Here is a 24,002-nt window from a genome sequence, read left to right on the forward strand (position 1 = left end):
TGGCATAGTGGCAGAAGCCGCTTAGCCGATATGGTGAATTTTTAACGGACTATTAGTATAACAGACCATGATGATTTGCTTTATATTGATGTAAGAAAAAATAAAATGAAAGTTGATAACGTCTGACAACACTCCTTGCTGAGCTTTTTTATTCCTGCGCCAGCTGTTTCACCTCTTCCCCTTCCTTCTCGAACCGGTATTCTCCTCCTTTTTCGCTAAGCTCAAACAGGGAAAGCTTTTCGGTTGCATTGTTCACAATCATCAGTGCACTTTGTTCGGCAAAGCGTTTCACTTCGAGGATGAAAGGTTCTTCCATCATGGTGCGGTTCACCAGCAGGCTGTCGTTGATGAAGATGGAGGTGGAGTCTCCGGCAAAGCCTTTCGTCAGTGTGATGGTATAGGTTTCGATGAAGTTGCGGTGGTCCGACTTCTGTTGCTGTAGCCTCATGCTCATATAGACAAAGATGACGACTACGAAAATTACTGCAAAGGCAAGGATGCCGTTGCCTACCATAAACTGTTTGTTGGTATTAAGACGATGTGCCATATACGGTTGGTTTTAAGAAACACTGCAAATGTAATGAATAAAATTGAACCGGAGGATAAACATTTGAACAAATAGGAAAGAATGCTTTGAGGGTAATTCGCTAATATTGCGGTCGTAAAACAAATTGTTAAAGATACTATGAAACTGAATTTCATTTTTGGGCTCTTGTTTTCTGTAGTTGCATTGCAGATGAAAGGGGCTGGTGGAACCCCTGAAGGGCTTCCTCCGTTTGTTCGTTTTCCTGGGTTGGAGCAGGAAGTTTACATTACGCGTGATACGTGCAAGAGTGTGGAGGGACGTTTCCCCGGCTTTTCCCCTTTTTTCGTGATTTATCCGGACAAGCCGTGCGATGCTTCCGAAGCGGCGGCATTGACGGACGAATTGGGCATTGCGTTCTATGCGCACACCTACTCGGGGACGGTTTGTGTGGTGAATCCCTTGGGAAAGGAGTATGATGCGGTGAAGGATTTGGAAGCTTATAAGAATTTCCTGAACAAGATGCGTGTTTTTACTAATCTGAAGATAATCGGTGTAGGTAAGGGAGCGACGTTTGTCAATAAGGCTATTGCCGCACATGCAGGTGCTGTTGCCGGTATCGTATCGCTGAATGGCCGACCGGCCAAGACGGTTGAGGGTGCCGCCCCCGTTCCTGCTTTTATTGCCGGAACACACAGTCGGCAGGTAGCGGCTACCTATATCTTGCAGAATCAGGCGGAACTGGTGCGGAAAGAAAACGGGTTGGCTTGTTATGTCAACCGAAAGGAGCCGTTACAGCAGGTTGTGGTAAGTGCAAACAAGTACATTTCCTTGAAAGAGGCTTTTGCAGAAGCCTGGAAGACATTGCTTTGCAAGAACTACCGTTTTAACAATTACGAACATACCTGGTACACGGGAGCTCAATTCGACCAATATGGTACGTATGAGCTGGAGCCGTATATCATGCCCGAAGATTGGGGAATCATTCGTCGTGTGATGAAGAAAGACCTTATCGGTACAGGCGATTTCCTATGGTATGAATTCCACCCGGAGGCTACCTTGAAGGCGGAAAAGGCTTCTGTGCCGTTGTTGCTTTTGCTGCATGGCAACAACAATGATCCGCGTACACAGGCTGAGACATCCGGCTTCATTGAGCTGGCGGCCGAGGAGAACTTCATTGTTGCCGAACTGGAATGGCAGGGAAACGGCTATGCTCCTATGGGGCTGGATGGCATCGAGCAGGTGGTGTATCATCTGTTGAAGACCTATCCGCAGATAGACCCTTCGCGGGTATATGCCGAAGGGCTTTCGGCAGGAGCCGCCACGGCTACGGGGCTCGGTATACGCAAGTCGCACGTGTTTGCCGCTGTGGGCGCCCAGTCGGCAGGGCTGACTCCAGACAGGTATATGTTCGGCTACAATGGTGAAGCGTTGATGAACGAGGCGATGCAGAAACGGGGCAGTGTGGAGACCGCTTATTTCTCTGTGACTGGTACGGACGACGAAGTTGTGCCTTTTGTAAGCGAAAACAATTGGCGCACCAATGCCTTCTTCTGTGCCTGGACTGCCTATCAGACCATGAATGGCATGGAAGTGAGCAGCCAACCCGACTTTTCGAAAGATGCCACCTTCGGCATGGCACTCAAGGACAGGGAAGTAATCTCCACCAACAAGCGCGTCACGATGGAAGCGGGAGTGCTTTACAAGGGAGACATTCCGCTGATTAAAGTCGTGGCTGTGAATGACTACGGTCATTGGAACTTCAAGCCTGATGCACGGTTGATGTGGGATTTCATGAAACAATTCTCTCGCGACCCGCGAACGAAGAAACTGGTTTATAACAGGCGATAATCAGCAGCTTTTACCGGAAGTAATATTTGAGGGAATGAAAGAGCCGTAGGTGCCGGCAAGGAGATGTACAAGGTTTATTGATACTCACTCGGATTTATGCCGAATTGCTTTTTAAAGCAGGTAGAGAAGTGGGGAAGGGTATTGAAGCCGGTCATGTCCGCTATTTCGGAAATGGTATAGGTTCCTTCCTTGATTAGTTCGGCTGCGCGGTTCAGTTTATAAGTTCTGAAGAAAACGCTTGGATTCTTGCCGGTTAACCCTTTCACCTTGTAGTAAAACTTGGTACGGGAAATTTTGAGTAATTCGGCCATCCGCGTGATGTCCAGTTCCGGATTATCCAGTTCATTTTCCATTAGTTTATACAGTTCTTGCATGAAGGCTTCGTCTTTTGGGGCAAGGGCAAGTTCCTTCATCCGGCTTGTCCGGGTATTGTTCATCAGGAAACTGCGTATTTTATCACGGTTCGTCAATAGTGATTCAATCAGGGCCAGTAAGTAAGCCGGTTCAAAAGGTTTGGACACGTATGCGTCAGCTCCGGTATGCAATCCTTCTATCTGGTTTTCCACGGTGGATTTGGCAGTTACTAGAATGACGGGTATGTGACAGAATTGCAGGTTTGCTTTGATTTCTTTGCAAAGCTGGTAACCGTCTTTGTCCGGCATCAGTACATCGCTCAGTATCAAATCCGGAGCTTCGTCTACAATGGTCTGGAAGATGTTGGTGGAATTGAGCCGGCTGATGATGTGATAATGCGGGGTCAGCAGAATCTGCAGATAGTGCATGATGGCCGGGTCATCGTCTACTATGAGTATTGTTTTCGGACTTGTTTTACCTTCACGGGCAGTATCCGGTTCTATTTTCGCAGGTTCTATGGAAGTATTGTTCAGGAGTGTTTTTTTGCCATAGAACCGTTCCTCTTTTGTGTACGAGAAATCGTCTGCAGGAAGAATCAGGATAAACATGGCTCCGTTTCCTTCTTTTCGATTTGCTGCTTTCAGATGTCCGTGGTGCAACCGGGCAAGGCTACGGGCATAATAAAGCCCGATACCGGTTCCCAAATTGTAAGTCCCTTTGTCGTTTCTTATCTGATAGAACCGCTCAAAGATTTTTTCCAGCTGTTCTTCCGGAATATTTTCTCCGGTGTTAGTTACGGAAATCCGGATATATCGGGCGCTTTGGTCTTGTTCTGTCAGGCTGAAGAACTCTTCGGCTTCCTGACGCGTGACGATGGCGAACGAGATTTCTATTTCGCCTCCTATAGGAGTAAACTTCATGGCATTGGAAAGCAGATTGCTCAGTATTTTCTCTACTTTGTCTTCATCGACCCAATAGAGGATGTCGTGTTGTAATCCATGAATGCTTAGGGTTATATTCTTGCTTTGGGCATTGATGTTGAAGAAACTGATGATTCGTTTGATGGTGGAGGCGAGGTTGGTCTGTTGGACTTCCAGTCCCAGGTTGTCGTTGTCTAATTTGTTAAAATCAAGTAATTGGTTGACTAGCTGGAGCATTCGCAGAATACCGTTTTGCAGGACATTTAGTAGTTCCCGGTTGGGCACTGTATTGGTCGGGGCGGCACACAGTTGTCTGATGGAACCCAACATTGTGGTCAGTGGTGTCCGGAACTCGTGGGATATGTTTGTAAAATAGCTCATGTATGTTTTATTCATTTTCTGCTCTTGTGCTTTTTCCTGTTCGGCACGGCAGGCGGTTTCTTTTTCAATTCTTACGCGCCGCCAACTGTGTATAAGTGTACCTGCTATTCCGATGATTACCAGGGCATAGGCGCATCTTGCCCACCAAGTATTCCAAAGAGCCGGTTTGACGATAATGCGCAGTCGTTTTTCTTCTCCGATTATGCTTTGGTCTTCATTGGTGATTTTTATTTTGAACATATAAGTTCCTGTGGGAAGGTTGGCATAATAAGCTTCCCGGTTGGTGTGTGCATCTATCCAGTAGCGGTCAATGCCTTCCAATTGGTAGTGATAGTGTATTCGTTCATATTCACTATAATCCAATGCGGCAAATGATATGCTGAAGCTGCTCTGACCATGTTTCAGGTGTACGTCCGGTTGATAGGAGAGGTCTTTGTCGATGATTGCATTCTTTCCGGGATATATAAGCTTGTTATGAATCTTCAGATTCTCGAAAGTGAGTGGAACATGGTATTTGAAAGGAGTTTCCATCGGATTGAAGAATGTCATTCCGTGAGTGCCGCCGAATACTAAGGTTCCGTTTGAAAGTCGGCAGGATGCACGGTCGTAGAATTGATTGCCGCCGATACCGTCAGTTGCATAGTAGTTGCTGATTTGATTGGTCTGGCGCTCATATTTACTTAATCCGTATAATGTGGATATCCATAGGTTCCCTTGTATATCTTCTTCGATGCTGCAAATCTCTGTGCAGCCAATGCCGGATATAGGAGATAATTTATGATTCTGCGAAGTATATCGTAAAAGCCCGTTATGGGAGGTCCCAATCCAGATATCTCCCTGGCTGTCTTCGTATAATACGGAAGGGATAAATTTAGAGCGGCGTATGCAGGCCAGGCTGTCCGTCCTTGAGATGTCCGGTATCCGGATTTTCCATGTATCGGGGTTTATTGAACGAATCTTGTTGCCAAAGGAGGCAATCCATACTTCTCCGTTGGAGAGAGGGTGTATGGTGGGGGTGAAGGTGAAAAATGACTGGAGGTAAAGTGATACGGGCGTGAATTCCTTTTCTCCTTTTTTCAGGGCATATATTGTCTGGCTGAAGCTGCCGGCCCATATTGTTCCGTTACGGTCTTGCGTTATGCACAGTACGGAAGGGACGGAGAAGATATCCGTTGCTTTTAATTGATTATATTCAAGCACACATTTTATGACCTGATTGGTATTGGTGGCAAGCCAGATGTGTCGGTCTTTGTCGTGATAGATGTGCCTGACAATTATATTTTCTGCGTTTTGTGCAGGTAGGATTCTGCTGATATTCACAGCCTCTATATGCCTGGTGTTCAGGCTGTAGACATACATTCCGTCTTTCAGGGTGGATATGTACAAGTTACAGGAGTCGGCATCGAGGGCTATGATGGATTTCTGATGGAAGAACGAGCGTAGATAGTTGTTGCTGTTGAAACGCTCCTTGTAATAATAGCGTACGGTATACCCTTGGTCCGACGAGCCTATCCACAGATTCTTGTGCGAGTCGGTGTACATGCATTTGACGCCATGTTGCGGGACTTCAAACGGAAATCCGTTTTCCTTTTCACGTATGACGGTGTTTTCTTTATGATTGTAAAGGAATGTATGCTTCTGTGTGCAGATTAGTAGGCTGTTCCTGTCGTACGGGTGTATATAGGTGATAGCGGCTTTCGATAAGATGGGATGATTACTTATTGCGTCGGGAGTCGTTTTGAATCTTTTGCTTTCGGTATCGAATATGAAGAGCCGGTTCTTGCTTGCCAGCCATAGGGAAGTGTGGTTGTGCATGTAAGAGTAGGTAATCTTCTGCGGCATGGGGATGGAATCTGTCAGTTGCATGTTTCGGGAGTCGTAGCATCGGATGGAGACGGGGTTGACGGCCCACAGACAGTTGTTGTTATCCATGTAGCAGGTCTGCTTATAGGTCTTGTCCGGGTCAAAGTTGATGAAAATGCGGTTGAAGGTGTCCGTTTCGGGATTATAGACGCAGAGATGTACCACCATGTTTAAGAAGATTTTTCCATCCTTGCTTTCTATGAACTGATGTCCGTTCCTATTGTTGTATGGTACGTTTATGGGTATCTGGCGGAAGTTGTCTTGGTCGGTATATCGGCATGTTCCGTCGGTTGTCGCTATCCATAAGCGTTTGCGTGAGTCCATGAAAATGTCCTGGATTCTGTCTCCGGGCAGTTGCAGTGAGTCGTTGGAACTGTAATATTGCCGGTATTCGTGGGCGTTGAATCTGTTCAGTCCGCGCGTGGTCCCTATCCAGATATAGCCTTGCGCGTCTTCTTGGAAATCTGTAATGTTTTGATTGGAGATGGTTGCCGAAACTCTATGAACGTCCAGCTTTTCCGCTTCTTCTTGGGCGGTTGCCGGTTTGCACGAAAACACGGCCGTTGCAGATAAAGCAATGAGGGAAAGGATGATTTTTTTCATATATGGAGCGTATTAGGATATGTTTCGCGGAAAGTGTTTTTTTACACTGAAGCAGACAAAAGTAGAAAGAAAATAAGTAGGTGATATTTGCTGTAACAGTGATTTTTCTGCCTGGATTATGCTGTAAGGCATATTTTGAACATATTGATAATTTTTTGAACGTACAGGAAATGATATTTGAACATATAAGAAATGTTTTTGTATTTTCTCAATATCCTCTTATTCCCTCTTTTGATAAAATTGTATCGGAAATCCTGCAATGAGTGAATGCAGCTTTTTTATTAACAAATCTAATTATTTAAGCATTATGGAAAACAACTTTAAAAGAAAGCTGATGGCATTCTGGCTGTTCCTTTTGGTGGGAATACCTTATATGCTGGCGCAAAGTCCGATGATGGTATCGGGACGGATCACAGATGATTTGGGAGAACCGATGATTGGTGTGAGTGTACTTGAAAAGGGTACTTCCAACGGAGTGATTACGAATATGGAGGGAAATTATTCCTTAAAGGTAAAGCAAGGCGCCGTCATTGTCTATTCGTACATCGGATATGTGACACAGGAGCTGAAAGCCGTATCGGAGAGAATGAATGTGACGATGAAGGAAGACACCCGGACGCTGGATGAAGTGGTAGTGGTGGGCTATGGTGTGCAGAAGAAGAGTGACCTGACGGGTGCCATTTCTTCCGTCAAGGCGGAAGACATCCAGAACCGCTCCATCACCCGGGTGGAAGAAGCCCTGCAGGGCAAGACAGCCGGTGTGCAACTGATATCCACGACTTCGCAACCGGGCGCCTCGCCTACCATTCGTGTCCGTGGTTTCTCGTCGAATGGCACTTCCGACCCTCTCTATGTGGTAGATGGATTGATAGTATCCGACTTGAGTGCTGTGGATCCTAACAATATAAAAAGCATGGAAGTCCTGAAAGATGCCGCATCCGCTGCCATTTATGGTGCGCAGGCCGGTAATGGCGTGGTGCTTATTACCACAAAGAGCGGAAGCAAAGGCACCAGCAGCATTTCCTACGACTTTCAATATTCCATCAGTAGCCTGGCCCGACGTCCCAAGCTGATTAATTCGCAAGAAGCCTTATTGCAAAAGAAGGAGCAAGACCCTACTTTTACAGATGATAATATCCAGGAGCTTATTACCAGCGGCACATGGGACGGCGTATCGACTACCGATTGGTATGATGTGGCTTTTAATGCTTCACCATCCTCCCATCATACGGTCAACTTTCAGGGAGCGAATGACAAGGGCTCTTTCTTCCTGTCATTAAACAATCTGTATGACAATGGTATTCTTCGTGAAAACAAGGATACCTACAAGCGGCTTTCCGTCATGCTGAACGCCGACTATGACATTAAACCCTGGTTAAAGGTAGGTGTTACTGCCAATTATGCAAAATATACGCAGAAATCCATCAATGACGGCAGTGCGGGCAATTCATATTCCAGCATGATTGCTACCGTGATGACCATGGCTCCTTATTATGCGGACACTTATGCTGCCGATGCGCTTCCTAAGCAGATGGAGGCATTGATTGCCAACGGCTTTACTTTGCTGCGCAATGACAAGGGCGATTATTACAGCTGTCTGGGTTCCATGGAACAGATACATCCTATGGTAGCCATCCGCATGAGCGACAAGAAGAACTTCGGCAACAGTCTGATGGGAACGCTCTATGCCAACCTGACTCCTTTCAAAGGATTTGTGTTTACTACCCGACTGGGTTACAGAGAACTGAACGCAAACACTTATCAGTATAACAATCTCTATTACGGCTCGGCTTCCGCCAATAATAAGGATAAGAACGGGGCCAGCCGCTCCAACTCCTCCACTACTTATTACCAGTGGGAGAACTTTGTGAACTATAGTACGGATTTGTGGGACAAGCATCATGTGTCTGCCATGCTGGGTATGTCTTACAGCGAGAATAACTTCACTTACGTTTCTGCCGGTGTGGACAAGACAGCCAAGCACGATCCTTTGTATGCCGACGTTTCGTATCCTGCCGGAGATGCCGTGAAGAGTACCGCCGGTTACAATCTGATTAATCGCAAACTGTCCTATTTCGGCCGTCTGGCTTACGATTACCAAAACCGCTATATGCTGCAAGCGGCCATGCGTGCCGATGCCGCCGATACTTCCGTGCTTCCGGGCACCAATCGCTGGGGTTATTTCCCGTCGGTATCGGCCGGCTGGGTTATTTCCAACGAGCGCTTTTTCACGGAAAAGAACAATACCCCTTTGACATTCCTGAAATTGCGTGCCAGCTGGGGACAGAATGGAAGCACAAGCAATCTGAGTGGTTATAAGTATTCCAATTCCCTGGTGACTTCGGCTGCCGGATACTCTTTCAGCAATACGGCGATGAACTATGTCACTTCCGCCAAGCCTTCGCAGCTCTATAATCCTGACCTGAAGTGGGAAACCTCCGAACAGCTGGATTTGGGTATGGATCTGCGCGCTTTCAACGACCGCTTCTCGTTTGGTATGGACTGGTATAGGAAGAAGACTAAAGACTTGATCGTGTCCAACATTGTCATTCCTTATGAGGCGGGAAACTCGTCGGCTCCGATGAATGCCGGTAATGTGACGAATAAGGGCTTTGAGTTTGAAGCCGGATGGAAAGACAAGGCCGGTGATTTCAGCTATTCTGTGACTGCCAATCTGGCCACTTTGAAGAACGAGGTTACTTATCTGGATCCGCATGTCAGCGGCGGACGCATAGAAGGCGCCACTACGATGGCTTCGAACGGTTCGTTCTCCGCATTCGAGGTAGGCTATCCGGTGTGGTATTTCAGAGGCTATCAGGTCGACCATCTGGACGACAAGGGGAATCCCGTATTCAGGGATAATACGGGCGACGGTACCATTGATGCCAGTGACAAGGCGATGATCGGCAAGCCGATGCCGGACTTCACGTATGGCATCACGTTGACTGCCAACTACAAGAATCTTGATTTCCTGATTTTCGGTAACGGTTCCGTGGGCAATGACGTGTTCATGTCCTACAGTTATAATTCGATATCCTATACGCTGAAGGAGATGTACGACCAGCGCTGGACGGCGGACGGGACTACCGGCCGTAAGTTTGCGCGGCCGCAGAATACGAATGCAGACAAGTATGGCCTGTCCGATGCCTATATCTTTGACGGCTCTTATTTCCGCATCAAGCAGATACAGCTGGGATATACGTTGCCCCGGACGGTTACGAAGAAGTTCCTGGTCGACAAGCTGAGGGTATATGCCTCGTTGGATAATTTCTTCTTGTTCACCAAGTATCCGGGACTCGACCCGGAGGTTTCATCCACGGCTACCAGTGGTATGGGCGTGGATTACGGAAATTATCCCACGACGAAAAAGGTGGTGTTCGGTTTATCAGTTACATTTTGAATTATATAAAATAGAAGAAGTATGAAAAGAAAATATATCTTGTCCGGACTGTTGGCGTGTGCACTCACATTTTCCGCATGCGATGTCGATTTGCTGGATATTCCCCAGAAAGGTGTAGAGAATGAAGAGAATTATTATCAGACGGATGAACAGTGTGAGTCTGCCATCGCTGCTGTCTATGCGTCCTGGCGGAATGCTTATTCCGGGCGTGGTGAGAAAGCCTCGCAGTATGCCAACGGTTTCTTCCTGAAAAATTTCTTGGCAGACGATTTCAATTCGGGTGGTGCCCGCTCCGATCAGGTGTATGCGCAGGAGATATACGAAAGTGCGATAGTGGCCACGAACGGTTGGGTGGAAAACTATTATAAGAGGTTGTATGCCACGATTTATTTGGCCAATCTGGTGATTGAGCGGTTCGATGCCGCTGAAAGTGAAGTGAAGGCAAGAAACATTGCCGAGGCCAAATTCTTCAGAGCCATCTGCTATTTCGAGCTGACCACTTTGTGGGGGACTCCTCCTTTGGTAGATAGGGTATTGAAGAATTCGGAAGAGTATAAGGTGCCCAACTCCACTGCCGAACAGTTGTGGAAATTCATGGAGACAGACCTTACGGAAGCTATAACTTCCGGGAAACTCACTTCGAAAACGAGTTTGGAAGACAGGGACGGGGGAACCCGCGCCACGTTGGAGGCTGCCCGCTGCTTGTTGGGAAAGATTTATCTGTATCAGGAGAAATATGCCGATGCCAAAAGTGAGTTGGAGAAGGTCATATCCTCCGGCAAATACGATTTGATAGCCGACGTCGGCACGTTCTATCATCCGGCCTCTGCAGGCTGCGAGGAGTATGTGCTGGAGTGTGTGCGCCATTACGACCCTTCCAACATGTATTCTCAGGAGGGCTGGTACGGCATCTTGGCCAATTGGGGATTCGGCTACGGCTTTATAGCCGGTCCGGAAGCGTCCATGCACTATAAGTTCAACACCACCAGCGGTTACAGCTATTTCAATCCGTCGAAGTCCTTGTATGATGCCTTTGTGGCCGAAGAGGGTGCTGACGGGTATCGTTTGAATGCTTGGATCAGAACCTGGGAGCAGGTGGTTGCCATGAACATTGCGGTGAACACGACGACCAATAAATATGCCAGCGAAGGCTATTTCCGTCTGAAATGGCTGGCAAGCACTGATGACGAATTTGTAGGGTACTGGTGTGGAAACCAGAGCAACACTCCGGTCATCAGATATGCGGATGTCTTGTTGATGGCTGCCGAGGCTTGCCTCCAGGCGGGCGACCAGGCCGGTGCCGACGAATATTTGGGCAGAGTGCGCGACAGGGCCCGTCTTCCCAGAAAGAGTCATGTGACGCTTTCCGATATAAAGCTGGAGCGCCGCCTGGAACTTGCTATGGAAGGCATGCGCTTCCAGGACCTGAAGCGTTGGGGGGATGCTCCGGCGGTATTGGCGGATAAAGGGAAAAAGTTGCCGACCTTCCAGATTGTACCCGACCCGAATAATGATCTGACTACGGCGGCAGGCATCTACAACGCCCGTTATACGACCAAGATTACCTATGTCGACAATGAAAAGCCGTTGGCGGGTTGGACTCCCGGTCGCGACGAGTGGCTGCCGTTTCCAGAAAACGAGTTGGAAGTGAACGGCAACCTGAAACAGAATCCCGGTTATTGATTTATCCTGAGAAATTCGCAATTCGATTTAACTGTATAAATAAGAGAAACATGAAAAGAAGTTTAGTGATGTTTGCCCTGCTGCTTGCTTGCATGTCCATAGGGGCGCAGACGGTATTCAAGAATGAAGAGGTGGAGGTTTCCTTGCTGAAAGAGAAGACCTGGGTGTTCTCCACTTGGGACCATACTACCATGTATCTGATAGAGGGCGAAGACAAGGCCGTACTGATTGATACCGGCACGCGTTGTGCGGATTTGGATAAGATTGTGGGACAGATAACCCCGAAACCGCTGGAAGTGATTGTCACCCACATGCACCCCGACCATGCCGGATGCATCAAGTATTTCGATAAAGTATGGATGCATCGGGCCGATACGGTGCTGGTGGCCCAGCATGCGGCAGATTATGAAGGAGAATTCCTCTATATGGAAGAAGGACAGGTGTTCGACTTGGGCGGACGCAAGCTGGAAGTGGCATGGATGCCCGGACATACGCCCGGCTCGGTGGTACTCCTGGACAAGGCAAACGGAGACTGCTATTCGGGTGATGCGTTCGGTTCGGGCGAAGTATGGCTGCAGTGCGTGCCGATGTCTCCCGTCGCCACTTTCCATGAGTCGTGTTGCCGTATGGAAAAGCTCATGAAGGAAGGGGGCATCAAGGATATCTGGTGCGGACATTATCCTTATCTGAAATCCTCTTTGTCGCTGGCCTATATTCAGACGATGATACGTATTTCCCACAGACTGATGAATGGAGACCAGGAAGGCTCGGAACCTTATTCCAACTATTTCATCAAGATGCCTCCCACTGCGAGGAAGTTGTCCGAAGGCCGTGCGATGATTGTATATGATTCGACTAACATACCGGAAGCCCGGTAACCCGCAAGGCTATTCCTTTCTTATTTTAAGGCGTAGTCCTTGCATGCACGAGATGTGCATCTTATGTGTATTGAGATGTGCATCTCGCGCTGTTTGAGATGTGCATCTCGTGCATAGAAAGAGCGGTTGATAAAAGAATGAAGGTTATACCTTCACCCCTGAAAGGCATAACCCTCATGCAGCAGGCTAAGTAGCCCGTCCTTTTATTTGCCGTATTCGCTTGGACTTACTCCAAACTGTTTCTTGAAGCTCTTCGAGAAGTGGGACAGCGTGCTGAACCCCGTCATGTCCGCAATTTCCGAGACGGTATATTTCCCTTCCGTTATCAGTTCGGCGGCGCGGTTCAACTTGTAGGTCTTGAAGAAGGTGCTGGGATTCTCGCCGGTCAGTCCTTTTACTTTGTAGTAGAACTTGGTACGTGATATTCTCAGCAGCTCGGTCATGCGGGCAATGTCCAGTTCGGGGTTGGAAAGCTCGCTCTCCATCAGATGGTAGAGTTCGGTCATGAAGACGTTGTCTTGCGGGGAGAGGATGTTTTCTTCTATCTTGTCCGTCTGGGTGGCTCTGCCAAGCATGCTGCGTGCTTTTTCACGGTTCCTGAGCAATGACTTGACGAGTGCCAGCAGATAGGTAGGGTCGAAGGGTTTCGTCACGTAGGCGTCGGCTCCGGTATTCAGTCCTTCCACCTGGTTTTCCATCGTGGCTTTGGCCGTTACCAGAATCACCGGCAGGTGGCAAAGCTGCAGGTCCTCTTTTATTTCCCGGCAGAGTTGGTAACCGTCCTTTCCCGGCATTACCACATCGCTGATAATCAGGTCGGGAGCCTCCTCGCGCATGGCCTTCAGTGCGTCGTCGGCATTGAAGCGGCATATCACCTTATAGTGGGAGGAGAGGAGCATGCGCAGGTAGTGGGCCACTTCGGTATCGTCGTCCACCACCAGTACGGTGAATTGCTTTTCGTCGGTGCCGGCCTTGTCTCCGGCAAGCTGCGAGGCGGAGGCGAGCGGGAAGGCTTCCGACTGGTTGCTCTGTTCGGTAGTCCGTTCGTCCTCGGCATACACTGCGTCGTTGACGGGCAGTATGAAGGTGAATACGGCGCCGCTTCCTTCGTCGGGTTGCCGGGCCTTCAGTTGTCCGTGATGAAGTACGGCCAGACTGCGTGCGTAGTACAGACCGATGCCGGTTCCCCAGTTGTAGGTTCCTTCTGCCTGGTTTCCTATCTGGTAATAGCGTTCGAAGATTTTCTCTATCTTGTCTTCAGGGATGTTCTGTCCCGTATTGGCTACGGATACTTTGATGTACTGCGTGGCCCGCTCCTCTGGCGGCAGGCTGAAGGATTGCGAGGCATCGTCACGGCTTATCACGTCGAAGCTGACGTTGATTTTCCCGCCTTGGGGAGTGAACTTCAGGGCATTGGACATCAGGTTGTTGAAGATTTTCTCCACCTTGTCCTCGTCCAGCCACATCAGGAAGGTGTCTTCCAGCCCATGGGTGCTCAGGTCGATGCATTTGTCACCGGCATTTACTTGAAAGACGCTCACTTGCCGTTGCAGGCAGGCGATGACGTCGGTGCGTCTTACTTGCAGGCGCAGGGTGTCGTTCTCCAGTTTGTTGAAGTCCATCATCTGGTTGACGAGCCTTAGCATGCGGCTTACGCTGCGCTGTACGATGAGGAGCAGGTTTTTGTCCTCGCCTTCTATCCGGGAGCTGTTGCAGAGTTGCGTTACCGGTCCGGAAATCATGGTGAGGGGAGTACGGAATTCGTGTGAGATGTTGGCGAAGAAACTCATGTTCATTCGGTTCACCCGTTGCTCCTGCTCTTTTTCTTGTCGTGCACGCCGCGCGGCTCCTTTTTCCGCCCTGACGCGCAAAAGGGCACGCAGGAAGAGTAGGGCGAGGGTGGTTGCCGACAAGAAGTAGATGCAGTAGGCCCACCATGTGCGCCAGGGGGCGGGATAGACCTTGATGCGGATGGAGTTCTCGGCCTCCACGATGCTCCGGTCGTTGTTGGTGATTTTCACGTGGAACACATACTCGCCTGCGGGCAGGTTGGCGTAGTAGGCCTCGTGGTTGTTGCGGGCGTCTATCCAGTAGTTGTCGAAGCCCTCCAGATGGTATTGGTAGTGCACCCGTCCGTACTCGCTGTAGTTCAGGGCGGAGAAGGAGATGCTGAAACTGTTTTGGTCGTGTCGCAGGTGTATGTCGGGGCGGTAGGAGAGGTGCTTGTCGATGGTCTCTCCGTGCAATTGCGGACGTATCAGCTTGTTGTGTATCTTCAGGTCGCTGAACAGCAGCGGGATGTTGCGCTTTATGGGTACGTCGATGGGGTTGAAGAGTGTGAGCCCGTGCGTGCCGCCGAAGACGAGCGTGCCGTCGGGCAGGCGGCACGAGGCGCGGTCGTAGAACTGGTTTCCGCCTATGCCGTCGGCGGCGTAATAGTTGATGAATCGTGCGGTTGTCCGGTCATATTTGCTCAGACCGTATTGGGTGCTTATCCATAGGTTGCCTTGCAGGTCTTCCTCGATGCCCGATATGTCGAGGCAGGAGGTGCCGGGCATGGGTGTCATCCGGCCCGTTTCGGGATGGTAGCACATCAGGCCGTTGCTTACGGTGCCTATCCAGAGAATGCCGTATGTGTCTTTGTACAAGGCCGTGGGGACGAATACGGAGCGGCGGATGCAGGCTTTCCAGTCCTCCTCCGCGATGTCCACCGTGCCCGTTTCCAGGTTTTCGATGTCAATCTGCTTGATGGGTTGGTAGAAGCCCGTCACCATCAGCCGGCGGTTGTCCATCATCGCCACGCCAGGCACGAAGGTGAATCCTTCGAAGAGCTTCATCGCCTCGAATTCCTTCTTGCCGGGGCGCAGGGCATAGACGTTGACCGTGGCGGTGCCTATCCAGATGGTTCCGTCGGGCGACTGGGTGATGGACATGGGCAGGAAAATCCGGTGCCGTTCTTCTATCTTCAGTTGCCCGTCGGGCGTGTAGCGTGCTTTCAGTACTTCGTTGTTGGTGATGGCCATCCATAGGTTGTTGTCGCTGTCCACCATCAGCTGATTCGCGTAGATGGCTTTCTGTTTCTCTTGTTCGCAGAACATTTCGGAGTCGATGTGCCTGATTTCGCTGCTCTTCGTGTCATACACGTAGATGCCGTCCATCAGGGTGGAAATCCACAGTTTGTTGTCTTTGCCGGCGCTTAGCGACACCACGGATTTGTTGTTCAGTTCGGAGCGCAGGTAGTTGTCGTTGTTGAACCGCTCCTTGTAGTGGTAGCACACGGTGTATCCCTGGTCTACGGAGCCTATCCACAGGTTCTGCTGCGAGTCGGTGAACATTTGGTTGATTCGGAAGCGGGGCATCTCGAAGGGGAATCCGTTCTCGTCCTGGCGGGTCACACTGCCGGTGCCCGGGTTGTAGTAGAACATACCATGCCTGGCAGTGTTCAGCAGCAGACTGTTGTTACCGTAGGGATGTATGTAGACGATGTCGGCGTTGCACAGCGTGGTGTTCTGGGCGATGGGCGTCGGTAGCGGTTTGAAGCTGCGCGTGCGGGTGTCGAAGATATTGAGGGTGCGGTTGCCGGTTATCCACAACTCGTTATTGTGCAGATAAGAATAGTAGGGATATCCGCTGAGGGCAACCGTCTCTTTCAGTTGCAAGGTGGAGAGGTCGTAGCAGTAGAGGTTGACGGCAGTCATTACCCAGAGGTTGTTGTCGGGGGCGATGTGGCACTGGGCGTAGAAGGTATGTCCGGAGCTGATGTCAGGCAGTACGCAGATAATTTTTTCCGTTTCGGGGTGGTAGGCGTAGAGCTGGAAACCGGTGTTCAGGAAGATGCGCCCGTTGCGGTCTTCCAGGATTTGCCGTATGTTCTTGTTGTCGGCCTCGACGGGGATGATGCGGAAGTTGTCCTTGTCGGTGTATAGACACACACCGTTCACGGTGCCCACCCAGAAGCGGTTCTTCGAGTCGCGTAGCAGGTGGGTAATCTGGTTGTCGGGTAGTCCCAGCGAGTCGTCGGTGCAGAAGTACTGGTGGTAGTCGTGCACGTCGTATCTGTTCAGCCCGCGGAACGTGCCTATCCATATATGGCCTTGCGCGTCTTCGGCTATGGCGGTGACTTTCTGGTTGGAGAGGTCGTTGGCGATGATGGGACTTTCGATTTCGGCATCCTGGTTTTCAGATGATGGCTCTTTGGCATCGCATGCCTGCAAGCAGACGGCAAACAAAGTTCCGGCCAGCAGGCAGAGCAGGGTGCAAAGGATTTTCCGGTTAGGCAAGGTCATATTAAAAGGTTTTGAATGATGTGCGAAAATAAGGATAAAAAATTGAATATAAGTTGCTTTACAGCATGTTTTGAACAAAAAGGCAAACATTTGAACCTACGGGCAAGCGCTTTTAAACTTCCGGGCAAATCCTTTTTACATATCGGCCAGCCCCTCCGGCGCAATCGGCGTAATATTGCAACCGGAAAAAGTGAACGAGTTAACAAGGCTACAAGTGAACAAGGCTTTTCCTTGTAATCGCTTTAAAAAGCAAGATATAGGCCGAGGGCTGTTTATCCCTTCTTGTAGCCTTGTCAACTTGTTCACTAAAAGCAAGTCAAAGACAAATTATCAACTTAAAAAAACGGTATACAACCATGAAAAAGCAACCTTTATCTATGCTTGCGTTGGCCTTCCTGCTGATTCTCTCCTCTTGCGGACAGACAGCGGGCGTGAAGACCGCCGACGCGCAACAAGCTCCGGGCGAAATCATCGCCTCTTCCGAGACAGCCATCACCGAAACAGAGTCGGGCAAAGTGGGAGGATTCCTGCAAGACGGTATCTATATATATAAAGGTATTCCCTACGCCAAGGCAGAGCGTTTCATGCCCCCTCAGCCTGCCGACAAATGGGAAGGCGTGCGCAGTAGCCGCATGTTCGGTCCCACCTGTCCGCAGGGGAAGCGTGCCGGCTGGGGTGCTGACGAGCATGCTTTCGCCTTCCACTGGGACGACGGCTATCCCGGCGAAGACTGCCTGCGGGTCAATATCTGGACTCCGGGCCTGAACGATGGCAAGAAGCGTCCCGTCATGGTGTGGCTCCACGGCGGCGGCTATGCGGCAGGAAGTGGGCAGGAACTTCCCTCCTACGACGGTTTCAACCTTGCCAAGAAAGGTGATGCGGTGGTAGTCACGCTCAACCACCGTCTCAACGTCCTCGGCTTCCTCGACCTTTCCGCCTACGGCGACAAATATGCCAAATCCGGCAATGCCGGTCTGCTCGACCTCGTGGCAGCACTTCAATGGGTAAACAAGAATATAGCCGCGTTTGGCGGCGACGCACAAAACGTAACGATTTTCGGACAGTCGGGCGGTGGCGGAAAGGTTTCCACATTGCTTGCCACTCCGTCTGCCAAAGGGCTCTACCACAAGGCTATCGTTCAGAGCGGTTCCATGCTGCGCACGATGAATGCCAAGTACTCCCGTCGCATCGGTGCAGCCGTGATGGACGAGCTGGGACTGAAAGCCTCGCAGATAGACGAGCTGCAGAAGATGCCTTACGAACGGCTGCTTGCCGCCGGTGAGAAAGCCGTTGCCAAGGTGAAGGCCGAGGCCGAGAAAGAGGACGGCATATCCACCTTCATCTTCGGATGGGCGCCCACCGTGGACGGCGACGTGCTGCCCGCACAGCCCTTCGACCCGCAGGCGCCTGCACAGAGCAAGGACGTGCCCGTGATGATAGGAACTACCTTGCACGAGTTCACCATGAGCACCTACGTGCCCGCTTTCCGCACCATCACCAAAGAAAAAGCCGTGGAATTCCTGAAACAACGCTACGCTGACCGCACGGACGACTTCCTCGCCGCCTTCGAGAAGGCTTACCCCAACTACCGGCCCAAGGATTTGGTAGATGTGGATTTCGTATTCCGCCCCGGTGCGGTGGAGCAAGCCAGACTGAAAGCTGCGCAGCAGGGTGCTCCGGTCTATATGTACATGTTCGCCTGGGAATCTCCGGTGCTCGACGGCATGTTCCGCAGCACGCACTGCATGGAGATACCTTTCGCCTTCAACAATGCCGTGGTCCACGCCTCCATGACGGGCGGCGGCGCCGAAGCGCAGGCCTTGGCCGAGAAGATGAGCAGTGCCTGGCTGAACTTCGCCCGCACGGGCAATCCCAACGCAGAAGGCCTGCCTCAGTGGGATGCCTATACCGAAGAGGGAGGAGCCACGATGTTCTTCAACAACCGTTGCGAGGTGAAGCACCACCACGACAAGGAATTGCTGGAGGTGGTACGGGCGTTCCCTACGCGGGGATTCTGAGGCTTTCCGACGCGGAACCGAATTGTTGGCTTTAAATAATAGAGCCGGTCCGGTGAACGGTTTCCCCATTCATCGGACCGACATTAAAACAACTCAATATTATGGCAAAAACATTTAGGTGCCTGGCAGCGGTTCCGGCAGCGGAAGCGGAAACGGTGGCTCCGGTGAGGACGGCGACCAGAACGAATATCCTTTGGGATAACCTGACGAGGGGGTGCGTTGCCCCGCTGACGAGGGGTGACGTTGCCTTGCGAAGGTAAAGAAACTGAAATATATCAAACTCAGGTTTATGAGATAAATAGTGCTACCTCACCAACAAACCCAGGTTATGATTTAGAAAGCGTACATCATCCTCCTTATACAATAGTAGTCAATTACGGTTATCCATATACAATGAGATACGGTTGGTGTCAACCCTATTAATAACCATCGACTTGTAACTAATAATGTAACTATAAATCTAATTTTAAACTAACTAAAATGAAACGAATCATGAATCAAGCAGCCCGAAAGAGACTTGCCGCTATGGCACTCTTTCTCTTAATCTGCCTTCCTTTCTCTCTGGCACAAGCCCAGACCGTGAAAGTGACCGGTAAGGTGACTGACAACCTGAATGAACCGATGATTGGTGTAAGTATCGTAGAGAAAGGTACTACCAACGGTTGTATTACCGATATTGACGGTAATTATACATTGAATGTAAATCAGGGAGCGACAATTATTTTCTCTTACATCGGCTACATAACCCAAGAGAAACAAGCCGTTGCCGGTGTGATGAACATTGTCTTGAAAGAAGACAGCGAGACGCTGGACGAAGTGGTGGTAGTAGGTTACGGTGTGCAGAAGAAAAGCTCCGTGACGGGTGCCATTTCGCAGGTGAAGGCCGAAGACATGCAAAACCGTACTATCAGTGATGCTTCACAAGCCTTGCAGGGTAAGACAGCCGGTGTGCAGTTGATTACGACTTCTGCCGCTCCGGGTTCCTCACCTACGGTACGTGTGCGCGGTTATTCGTCCAATGCGGCTTCCAGTCCGCTTTATGTGGTGGATGGCGTACGCATGAGCAGCATTGCCGGTATCGACCCTAATGATATTGCCAGCATGGAAGTGTTGAAGGATGCTGCTTCCGCTGCTATCTATGGTGCTGAGGCCGGTAACGGTGTTATCCTTATATCAACAAAGAAAGGTAAAGCCGGACAAGGAAAAATTACGTATGACTTCCAGCTTTCTACGCAATCCATTGCCCGTATGCCCAAGTTGCTTAATGCAGAAGAATACGTTGATTACATGTCGGAAAGCAGTGCTTTCGACCCCAATTTCATAAAAGCCAATTGGGATGGAAAGACCAGTACGGACTGGCTGGATATTGCCTTTGAAAACTCATTGATGATGAAGCATAACTTGGCTTTTGCCGGAGGTGGCGAGCAGGGGAATTACTATCTGTCACTGACTTATCTGGACAATGACGGTATTGTAAAAGGCAAAGACGATGTTTACAGACGTATGACAGCTACCGTCAATGCCGAGTACAACATAAAGCCCTGGTTGAAGGTAGGTACGACAAACCAGATTGAGAAGTATAATACTCGCGGTGTATCTACGCAGAATGCTTATGGCAGTTTCCTGCAAGCTGTCTTGATGATGGATCCTTTGACACCGGACACTTATGCACCGGACAAATTGCCTGCCCACATGCAGAATGCACTGAATCAAGGCAGTACTTTGTTGCAGGACGAAAACGGCAACTATTATGCCTCTTCTCTTTTCTATGAAGGTGAAAACTACCATCCTACAGTGATGCGTAAGAATACCATCGGCCGTAACAGCGGATTCAATGTCAATGGTTCTATTTATGCGGACTTCACGCCCATCAAGGGATTTACCTTTACTTCCCGTTTCGGCTACCGTCTGGGGGGCACTCGCTCTGCTACAACCAATTTGCCTTTCTATGGCAACTCAATACAGAAACGTGATTATGTAAACGTAAGTAGCCAGTCTTCTACAAGCATTTATTACCAATGGGAAAACTTTGCCAATTACGTAAAATCGTTCAATGGGCATACCATCAATGCCATGCTGGGTATGTCGTTCCAAGAATCCACTTACGACTATGTAAAAGGTTCTCTCGACCCGGATGGCGAGCATGCCGTACTTCAGAACAATCCGTTGTTCTTTTATCTGAATTACGGTGCTGCTTCTGCAATCAAGGGTATCGGTGGTGAGAAGACCCGTTCGGCCAAGATGTCTTACTTTGGCCGTGCAAGCTACGATTATATGGGGCGCTATATGGCTCAGTTCTCGCTGCGTGCTGATGCGGCAGATATGTCACAACTGCCAGTGACAAACCGTTGGGGATATTTCCCGGCAGTCTCTTTAGGTTGGACGATTTCGGAAGAAAAGTTCTTTGAGCCGGTGAAACAGCACGTCAGCAGCTTGAAGCTGCGCGCCAGTTGGGGACAGAACGGTAGCCTTTCCGCATTGAGCGGTTATGCCTACAGTACGGATATGGCTTCCAGCGGTATCTATCCGCTGACCGGAGGCAATGGTTTCACTACTGGTGTGAACCCCGCTTCATTGGGTAATGATGAGTTGAAATGGGAGACATCCGAACAGATTGATTTTGGTATGGATGCCCGTTTCCTGCGTGACCGCTTGATTTTCAGCGTAGATTATTATGAAAAGAAGACGAAAGATTTGTTGGTGCTGGATACGAAACCCTCTCTCAGTATCGGTGGAAAGACTTCTCCGATGAATGCCGGTAATGTAAGCAACAAAGGCTGGGAGTTTGAATTGGGCTGGCGCGATAACATCAAGGATTTCAGCTACGGCATTCGTGCCAACTTGGCCACATTGAAGAATGAAGTAACTTATCTGGATCCCTCACAGCCTCGTATTGAAGGAGCTTCATTCCATACTTACAAACTGAGCTACTTTGAAAAGGGCTATCCGGTGTACTATTTCCGTGGTTATCAGTTTAATGGTCTGGACGAAAAGGGCAATCCTACCTTCAAAGACCTTGATAACAGCGGCACTCTTAATGAAGGCGACTTGGCTTATATTGGTGATGCCATTCCCGATTTTACGTATGGTATTACCTTGACAGCTGCCTATAAAGGGCTTGACCTTACTATATTTGGTACGGGTTCACAAGGTAACGATATTTTCCATTGTTACTACCGTCCTGATTATAGTAAGAGTAACCGTTTGAAAGAAGTTTGGTATGATAATCATTGGTCTACAAACAATCCGACCGGTACAGTACCTTTGGCTAATGCTAATAATATAGACCAGTACATCCAGTCCGATGCGATGGTTTACGATGCTTCTTTCTTCCGCATCAAGCAGATTCAGTTGGGCTATACCTTGCCGAAATCACTGCTGAAAAAGGTATTTATCAACAACATGCGCCTTTATTGTTCACTTGACGACTTCTTCGTTTTCACAAAATACCCCGGTTTCGATCCGGAATCTTCGGCTAACGCCACTACGGGTATGGGTATTGATATGGGTGGTTATCCTGCTTCCAAGAAAGTGGTGCTTGGTTTCAATATAGAATTCTAACTTTTAAACTTAATGGTATAAGACAATGAAAGCAACACATTATATATATGTACTTTTTGCAGCCTTGTTTACCTTGGCATGCACTGGCTGTGAAGACCGCTTGAATATAGAGAAACACGGTAGTCTGGGAGGTCCCGAGAATTACTATAGAACTGATGCAGAGGCTGAGGCTGCCGTGGCTTCTATGCTTATCTCTTGGCGTGATGTATATTCCAATTGGTTTTATGTGAAAAACAGCCTCTCTGATGATGCCTATACAGGTGGTGGCTCCCGTGGTGACAATGCCATGATGGAGCAGTTGAATGAATTCACGTTCTTTACAGACAATGGTCTGGTTTCCGGTTTGTATTCCGGACTTTATACTGTGGTTTATAAAGCCAACTTGATCATAGAGAATGTAAAAGGTGATTCTCCAATCATGAGACGTGCTGTGGCCGAGGCTAAATTCTATCGGGCATGGTCTTATTTTGAGTTGGTCACTTTGTGGGGTACTGCTCCTTTGGTGGACCATTTGTTATCTCCGTCCGAGTATCACGTGAGCAACAGTACACCTGAAACTCTGTGGGCCTTTGTGGAGCAGAATCTTGAAGAAGCCATTTCTTCCGGTGCATTGCCATCTAAATCCGGTGTAAACGATGAGGATGCTACTTCACGTGTTACGCTTGAAACAGCTAAAGCTTATCTTGGTAAAGCTTATCTTTTCCAAGGTAAATATTCTGATGCTGCTACTGTTTTGGACGAAGTCATTAATTCTAAGAAATATGAGTTATATCAAGGCGGCTTTGACATGTTGGGACATGCTGTGACTAACAATTGTAGTGAATCTATGCTTGAAGTACAACGTCGCAATAATAGCGAACAAATATGGAGTCAGTTCGTACAGTTCTATATAATGTTGGGCTGGCGTACAAGCCACATGTCATATGGTGTTAAGGCTCTGTCTGAAGAGGGCATTGCAATGGGTACTTATGGATTCTTTAACCCTACCAAGTCTTTGTATGATGCTTTTGTCGAAAGAGAAGGGGTGGACGGTTATCGTCTGAAGAGTACGATGCGTACCTATGAACAAATGAATGAAGTGGAAATGGCTATTAATCCGGGATTCTATCTGGTTGGTAACGAGGGCTATTTCTTCTGGAAAACTCGCCTTTTGGCCTCAGATAATATTATTGATCAAAGTGGGTTCCAGTGCTTTCAATATACTAACCTGCGTGTGATGCGTTATGCAGAAGTATTGCTTATGGCCGCTGAGGCTCATGTAATGGGTGGTGGCTCTGCCGACAAGGCTGTGAAGTATATTAATGAAATCCGTACTCGTGCCAAGCTTGTTCCGCTTTCTTCCGTGACATTGGATGATGTGAAGAAGGAAAAACGCCTTGAACTTTGCTTGGAGAGTGTTCGTTTCCAGGATTTGGTTCGCTGGGGTGATGCAAAAGCTGTGTTAGGTGAACAAGGCAAGGCCATTCCAGCCTATGGCTACTTTGTCAAAATTGGTGCTGATGGCGAACCGGTTGTGGATGCAGACAAGAATCCGGTATTTGAATTCAGACTGGAACCGGAAAACGTAAAGAACTCTGTGTATGGTTTCCAAGACAAACACATGCTGTTGCCTATTCCTCATGCAGAATTGAATGTGAATCCCAATATCAAGCAAAATACAGGTTGGTAATCCTAATAAAAC

10 protein-coding genes are annotated in these 24,002 nt (G+C 49.1%); 7 read left to right on the forward strand and 3 right to left on the reverse strand.

Annotated features, from left to right (window positions below; all coding sequences use genetic code 11):
- Window positions 1–148 precede the first annotated feature (148 nt).
- The gene (locus E5355_RS12540; protein WP_136010612.1) at window positions 149–547 is read right to left on the reverse strand and encodes a hypothetical protein; all 399 of its coding nucleotides are present in this window, start codon (window positions 545–547) and stop codon (window positions 149–151) included.
- 138 nt (window positions 548–685) lie between these two features.
- Between E5355_RS12540 and E5355_RS12545 the strand changes: the two genes are divergently transcribed.
- Window positions 686–2,374, forward strand: coding sequence for a PHB depolymerase family esterase (locus tag E5355_RS12545; RefSeq protein WP_136010613.1), 1,689 nt, complete (start codon window positions 686–688; stop codon window positions 2,372–2,374).
- 74 nt (window positions 2,375–2,448) lie between these two features.
- Here the strand turns inward: E5355_RS12545 and E5355_RS12550 are convergent, their stop codons facing one another.
- Window positions 2,449–6,495: a hybrid sensor histidine kinase/response regulator transcription factor gene (locus tag E5355_RS12550; protein WP_136010614.1), complete on the reverse strand. Its 4,047-nt coding sequence runs from the start codon at window positions 6,493–6,495 to the stop codon at window positions 2,449–2,451.
- Window positions 6,496–6,802: 307 nt separating this feature from the next.
- Between E5355_RS12550 and E5355_RS12555 the strand changes: the two genes are divergently transcribed.
- The 3 genes from E5355_RS12555 to E5355_RS12565 are packed head-to-tail and all read left to right on the forward strand — an operon-like array spanning window position 6,803 to window position 12,456.
- Window positions 6,803–9,895: a SusC/RagA family TonB-linked outer membrane protein gene (locus E5355_RS12555; protein ID WP_136010615.1), complete on the forward strand. Its 3,093-nt coding sequence runs from the start codon at window positions 6,803–6,805 to the stop codon at window positions 9,893–9,895.
- Between the two features lie 21 nt (window positions 9,896–9,916).
- Complete coding sequence (locus tag E5355_RS12560) at window positions 9,917–11,578, forward strand: RagB/SusD family nutrient uptake outer membrane protein (protein ID WP_136010616.1); 1,662 nt, start codon at window positions 9,917–9,919, stop codon at window positions 11,576–11,578.
- A gap of 50 nt (window positions 11,579–11,628) precedes the next feature.
- On the forward strand, window positions 11,629–12,456 hold the full coding sequence (locus E5355_RS12565) for an MBL fold metallo-hydrolase (RefSeq protein ID WP_136010617.1): 828 nt from the start codon (window positions 11,629–11,631) through the stop codon (window positions 12,454–12,456).
- Window positions 12,457–12,659: 203 nt separating this feature from the next.
- Here the strand turns inward: E5355_RS12565 and E5355_RS12570 are convergent, their stop codons facing one another.
- Entirely contained in the window at window positions 12,660–16,742 is a 4,083-nt protein-coding gene (locus E5355_RS12570) for a two-component regulator propeller domain-containing protein (protein ID WP_136010618.1), read from the reverse strand.
- A gap of 356 nt (window positions 16,743–17,098) precedes the next feature.
- On the opposite strand from E5355_RS12570, the gene E5355_RS12575 reads away from it, so the two are divergent.
- The 3 genes from E5355_RS12575 (at window position 17,099) to E5355_RS12585 (ending at window position 23,990) form a co-directional block, all read left to right on the forward strand.
- Window positions 17,099–18,760: a carboxylesterase/lipase family protein gene (locus E5355_RS12575; RefSeq protein WP_136010619.1), complete on the forward strand. Its 1,662-nt coding sequence runs from the start codon at window positions 17,099–17,101 to the stop codon at window positions 18,758–18,760.
- A gap of 480 nt (window positions 18,761–19,240) precedes the next feature.
- Window positions 19,241–22,321: a SusC/RagA family TonB-linked outer membrane protein gene (locus E5355_RS12580; protein WP_136010620.1), complete on the forward strand. Its 3,081-nt coding sequence runs from the start codon at window positions 19,241–19,243 to the stop codon at window positions 22,319–22,321.
- A 25-nt stretch (window positions 22,322–22,346) separates the two neighbouring features.
- Entirely contained in the window at window positions 22,347–23,990 is a 1,644-nt protein-coding gene (locus E5355_RS12585; RefSeq protein ID WP_136010621.1) for a RagB/SusD family nutrient uptake outer membrane protein, read from the forward strand.
- Window positions 23,991–24,002 lie beyond the last annotated feature (12 nt).

Source organism: Bacteroides muris (ex Afrizal et al. 2022) (genome assembly GCF_004793475.1).
In the GTDB taxonomy this organism is placed as follows: domain Bacteria; phylum Bacteroidota; class Bacteroidia; order Bacteroidales; family Bacteroidaceae; genus Bacteroides; species Bacteroides muris.

Coding starts and splice junctions, on each gene's coding strand:
- E5355_RS12540 (WP_136010612.1), bottom strand. CDS start 547: ATGGCACATCGTCTTAATACCAACAAACAGTTTATGGTAGGCAACGGC.
- E5355_RS12545 (WP_136010613.1), top strand. CDS start 686: ATGAAACTGAATTTCATTTTTGGGCTCTTGTTTTCTGTAGTTGCATTG.
- E5355_RS12550 (WP_136010614.1), bottom strand. CDS start 6,495: ATGAAAAAAATCATCCTTTCCCTCATTGCTTTATCTGCAACGGCCGTG.
- E5355_RS12555 (WP_136010615.1), top strand. CDS start 6,803: ATGGAAAACAACTTTAAAAGAAAGCTGATGGCATTCTGGCTGTTCCTT.
- E5355_RS12560 (WP_136010616.1), top strand. CDS start 9,917: ATGAAAAGAAAATATATCTTGTCCGGACTGTTGGCGTGTGCACTCACA.
- E5355_RS12565 (WP_136010617.1), top strand. CDS start 11,629: ATGAAAAGAAGTTTAGTGATGTTTGCCCTGCTGCTTGCTTGCATGTCC.
- E5355_RS12570 (WP_136010618.1), bottom strand. CDS start 16,742: ATGACCTTGCCTAACCGGAAAATCCTTTGCACCCTGCTCTGCCTGCTG.
- E5355_RS12575 (WP_136010619.1), top strand. CDS start 17,099: ATGAAAAAGCAACCTTTATCTATGCTTGCGTTGGCCTTCCTGCTGATT.
- E5355_RS12580 (WP_136010620.1), top strand. CDS start 19,241: ATGAAACGAATCATGAATCAAGCAGCCCGAAAGAGACTTGCCGCTATG.
- E5355_RS12585 (WP_136010621.1), top strand. CDS start 22,347: ATGAAAGCAACACATTATATATATGTACTTTTTGCAGCCTTGTTTACC.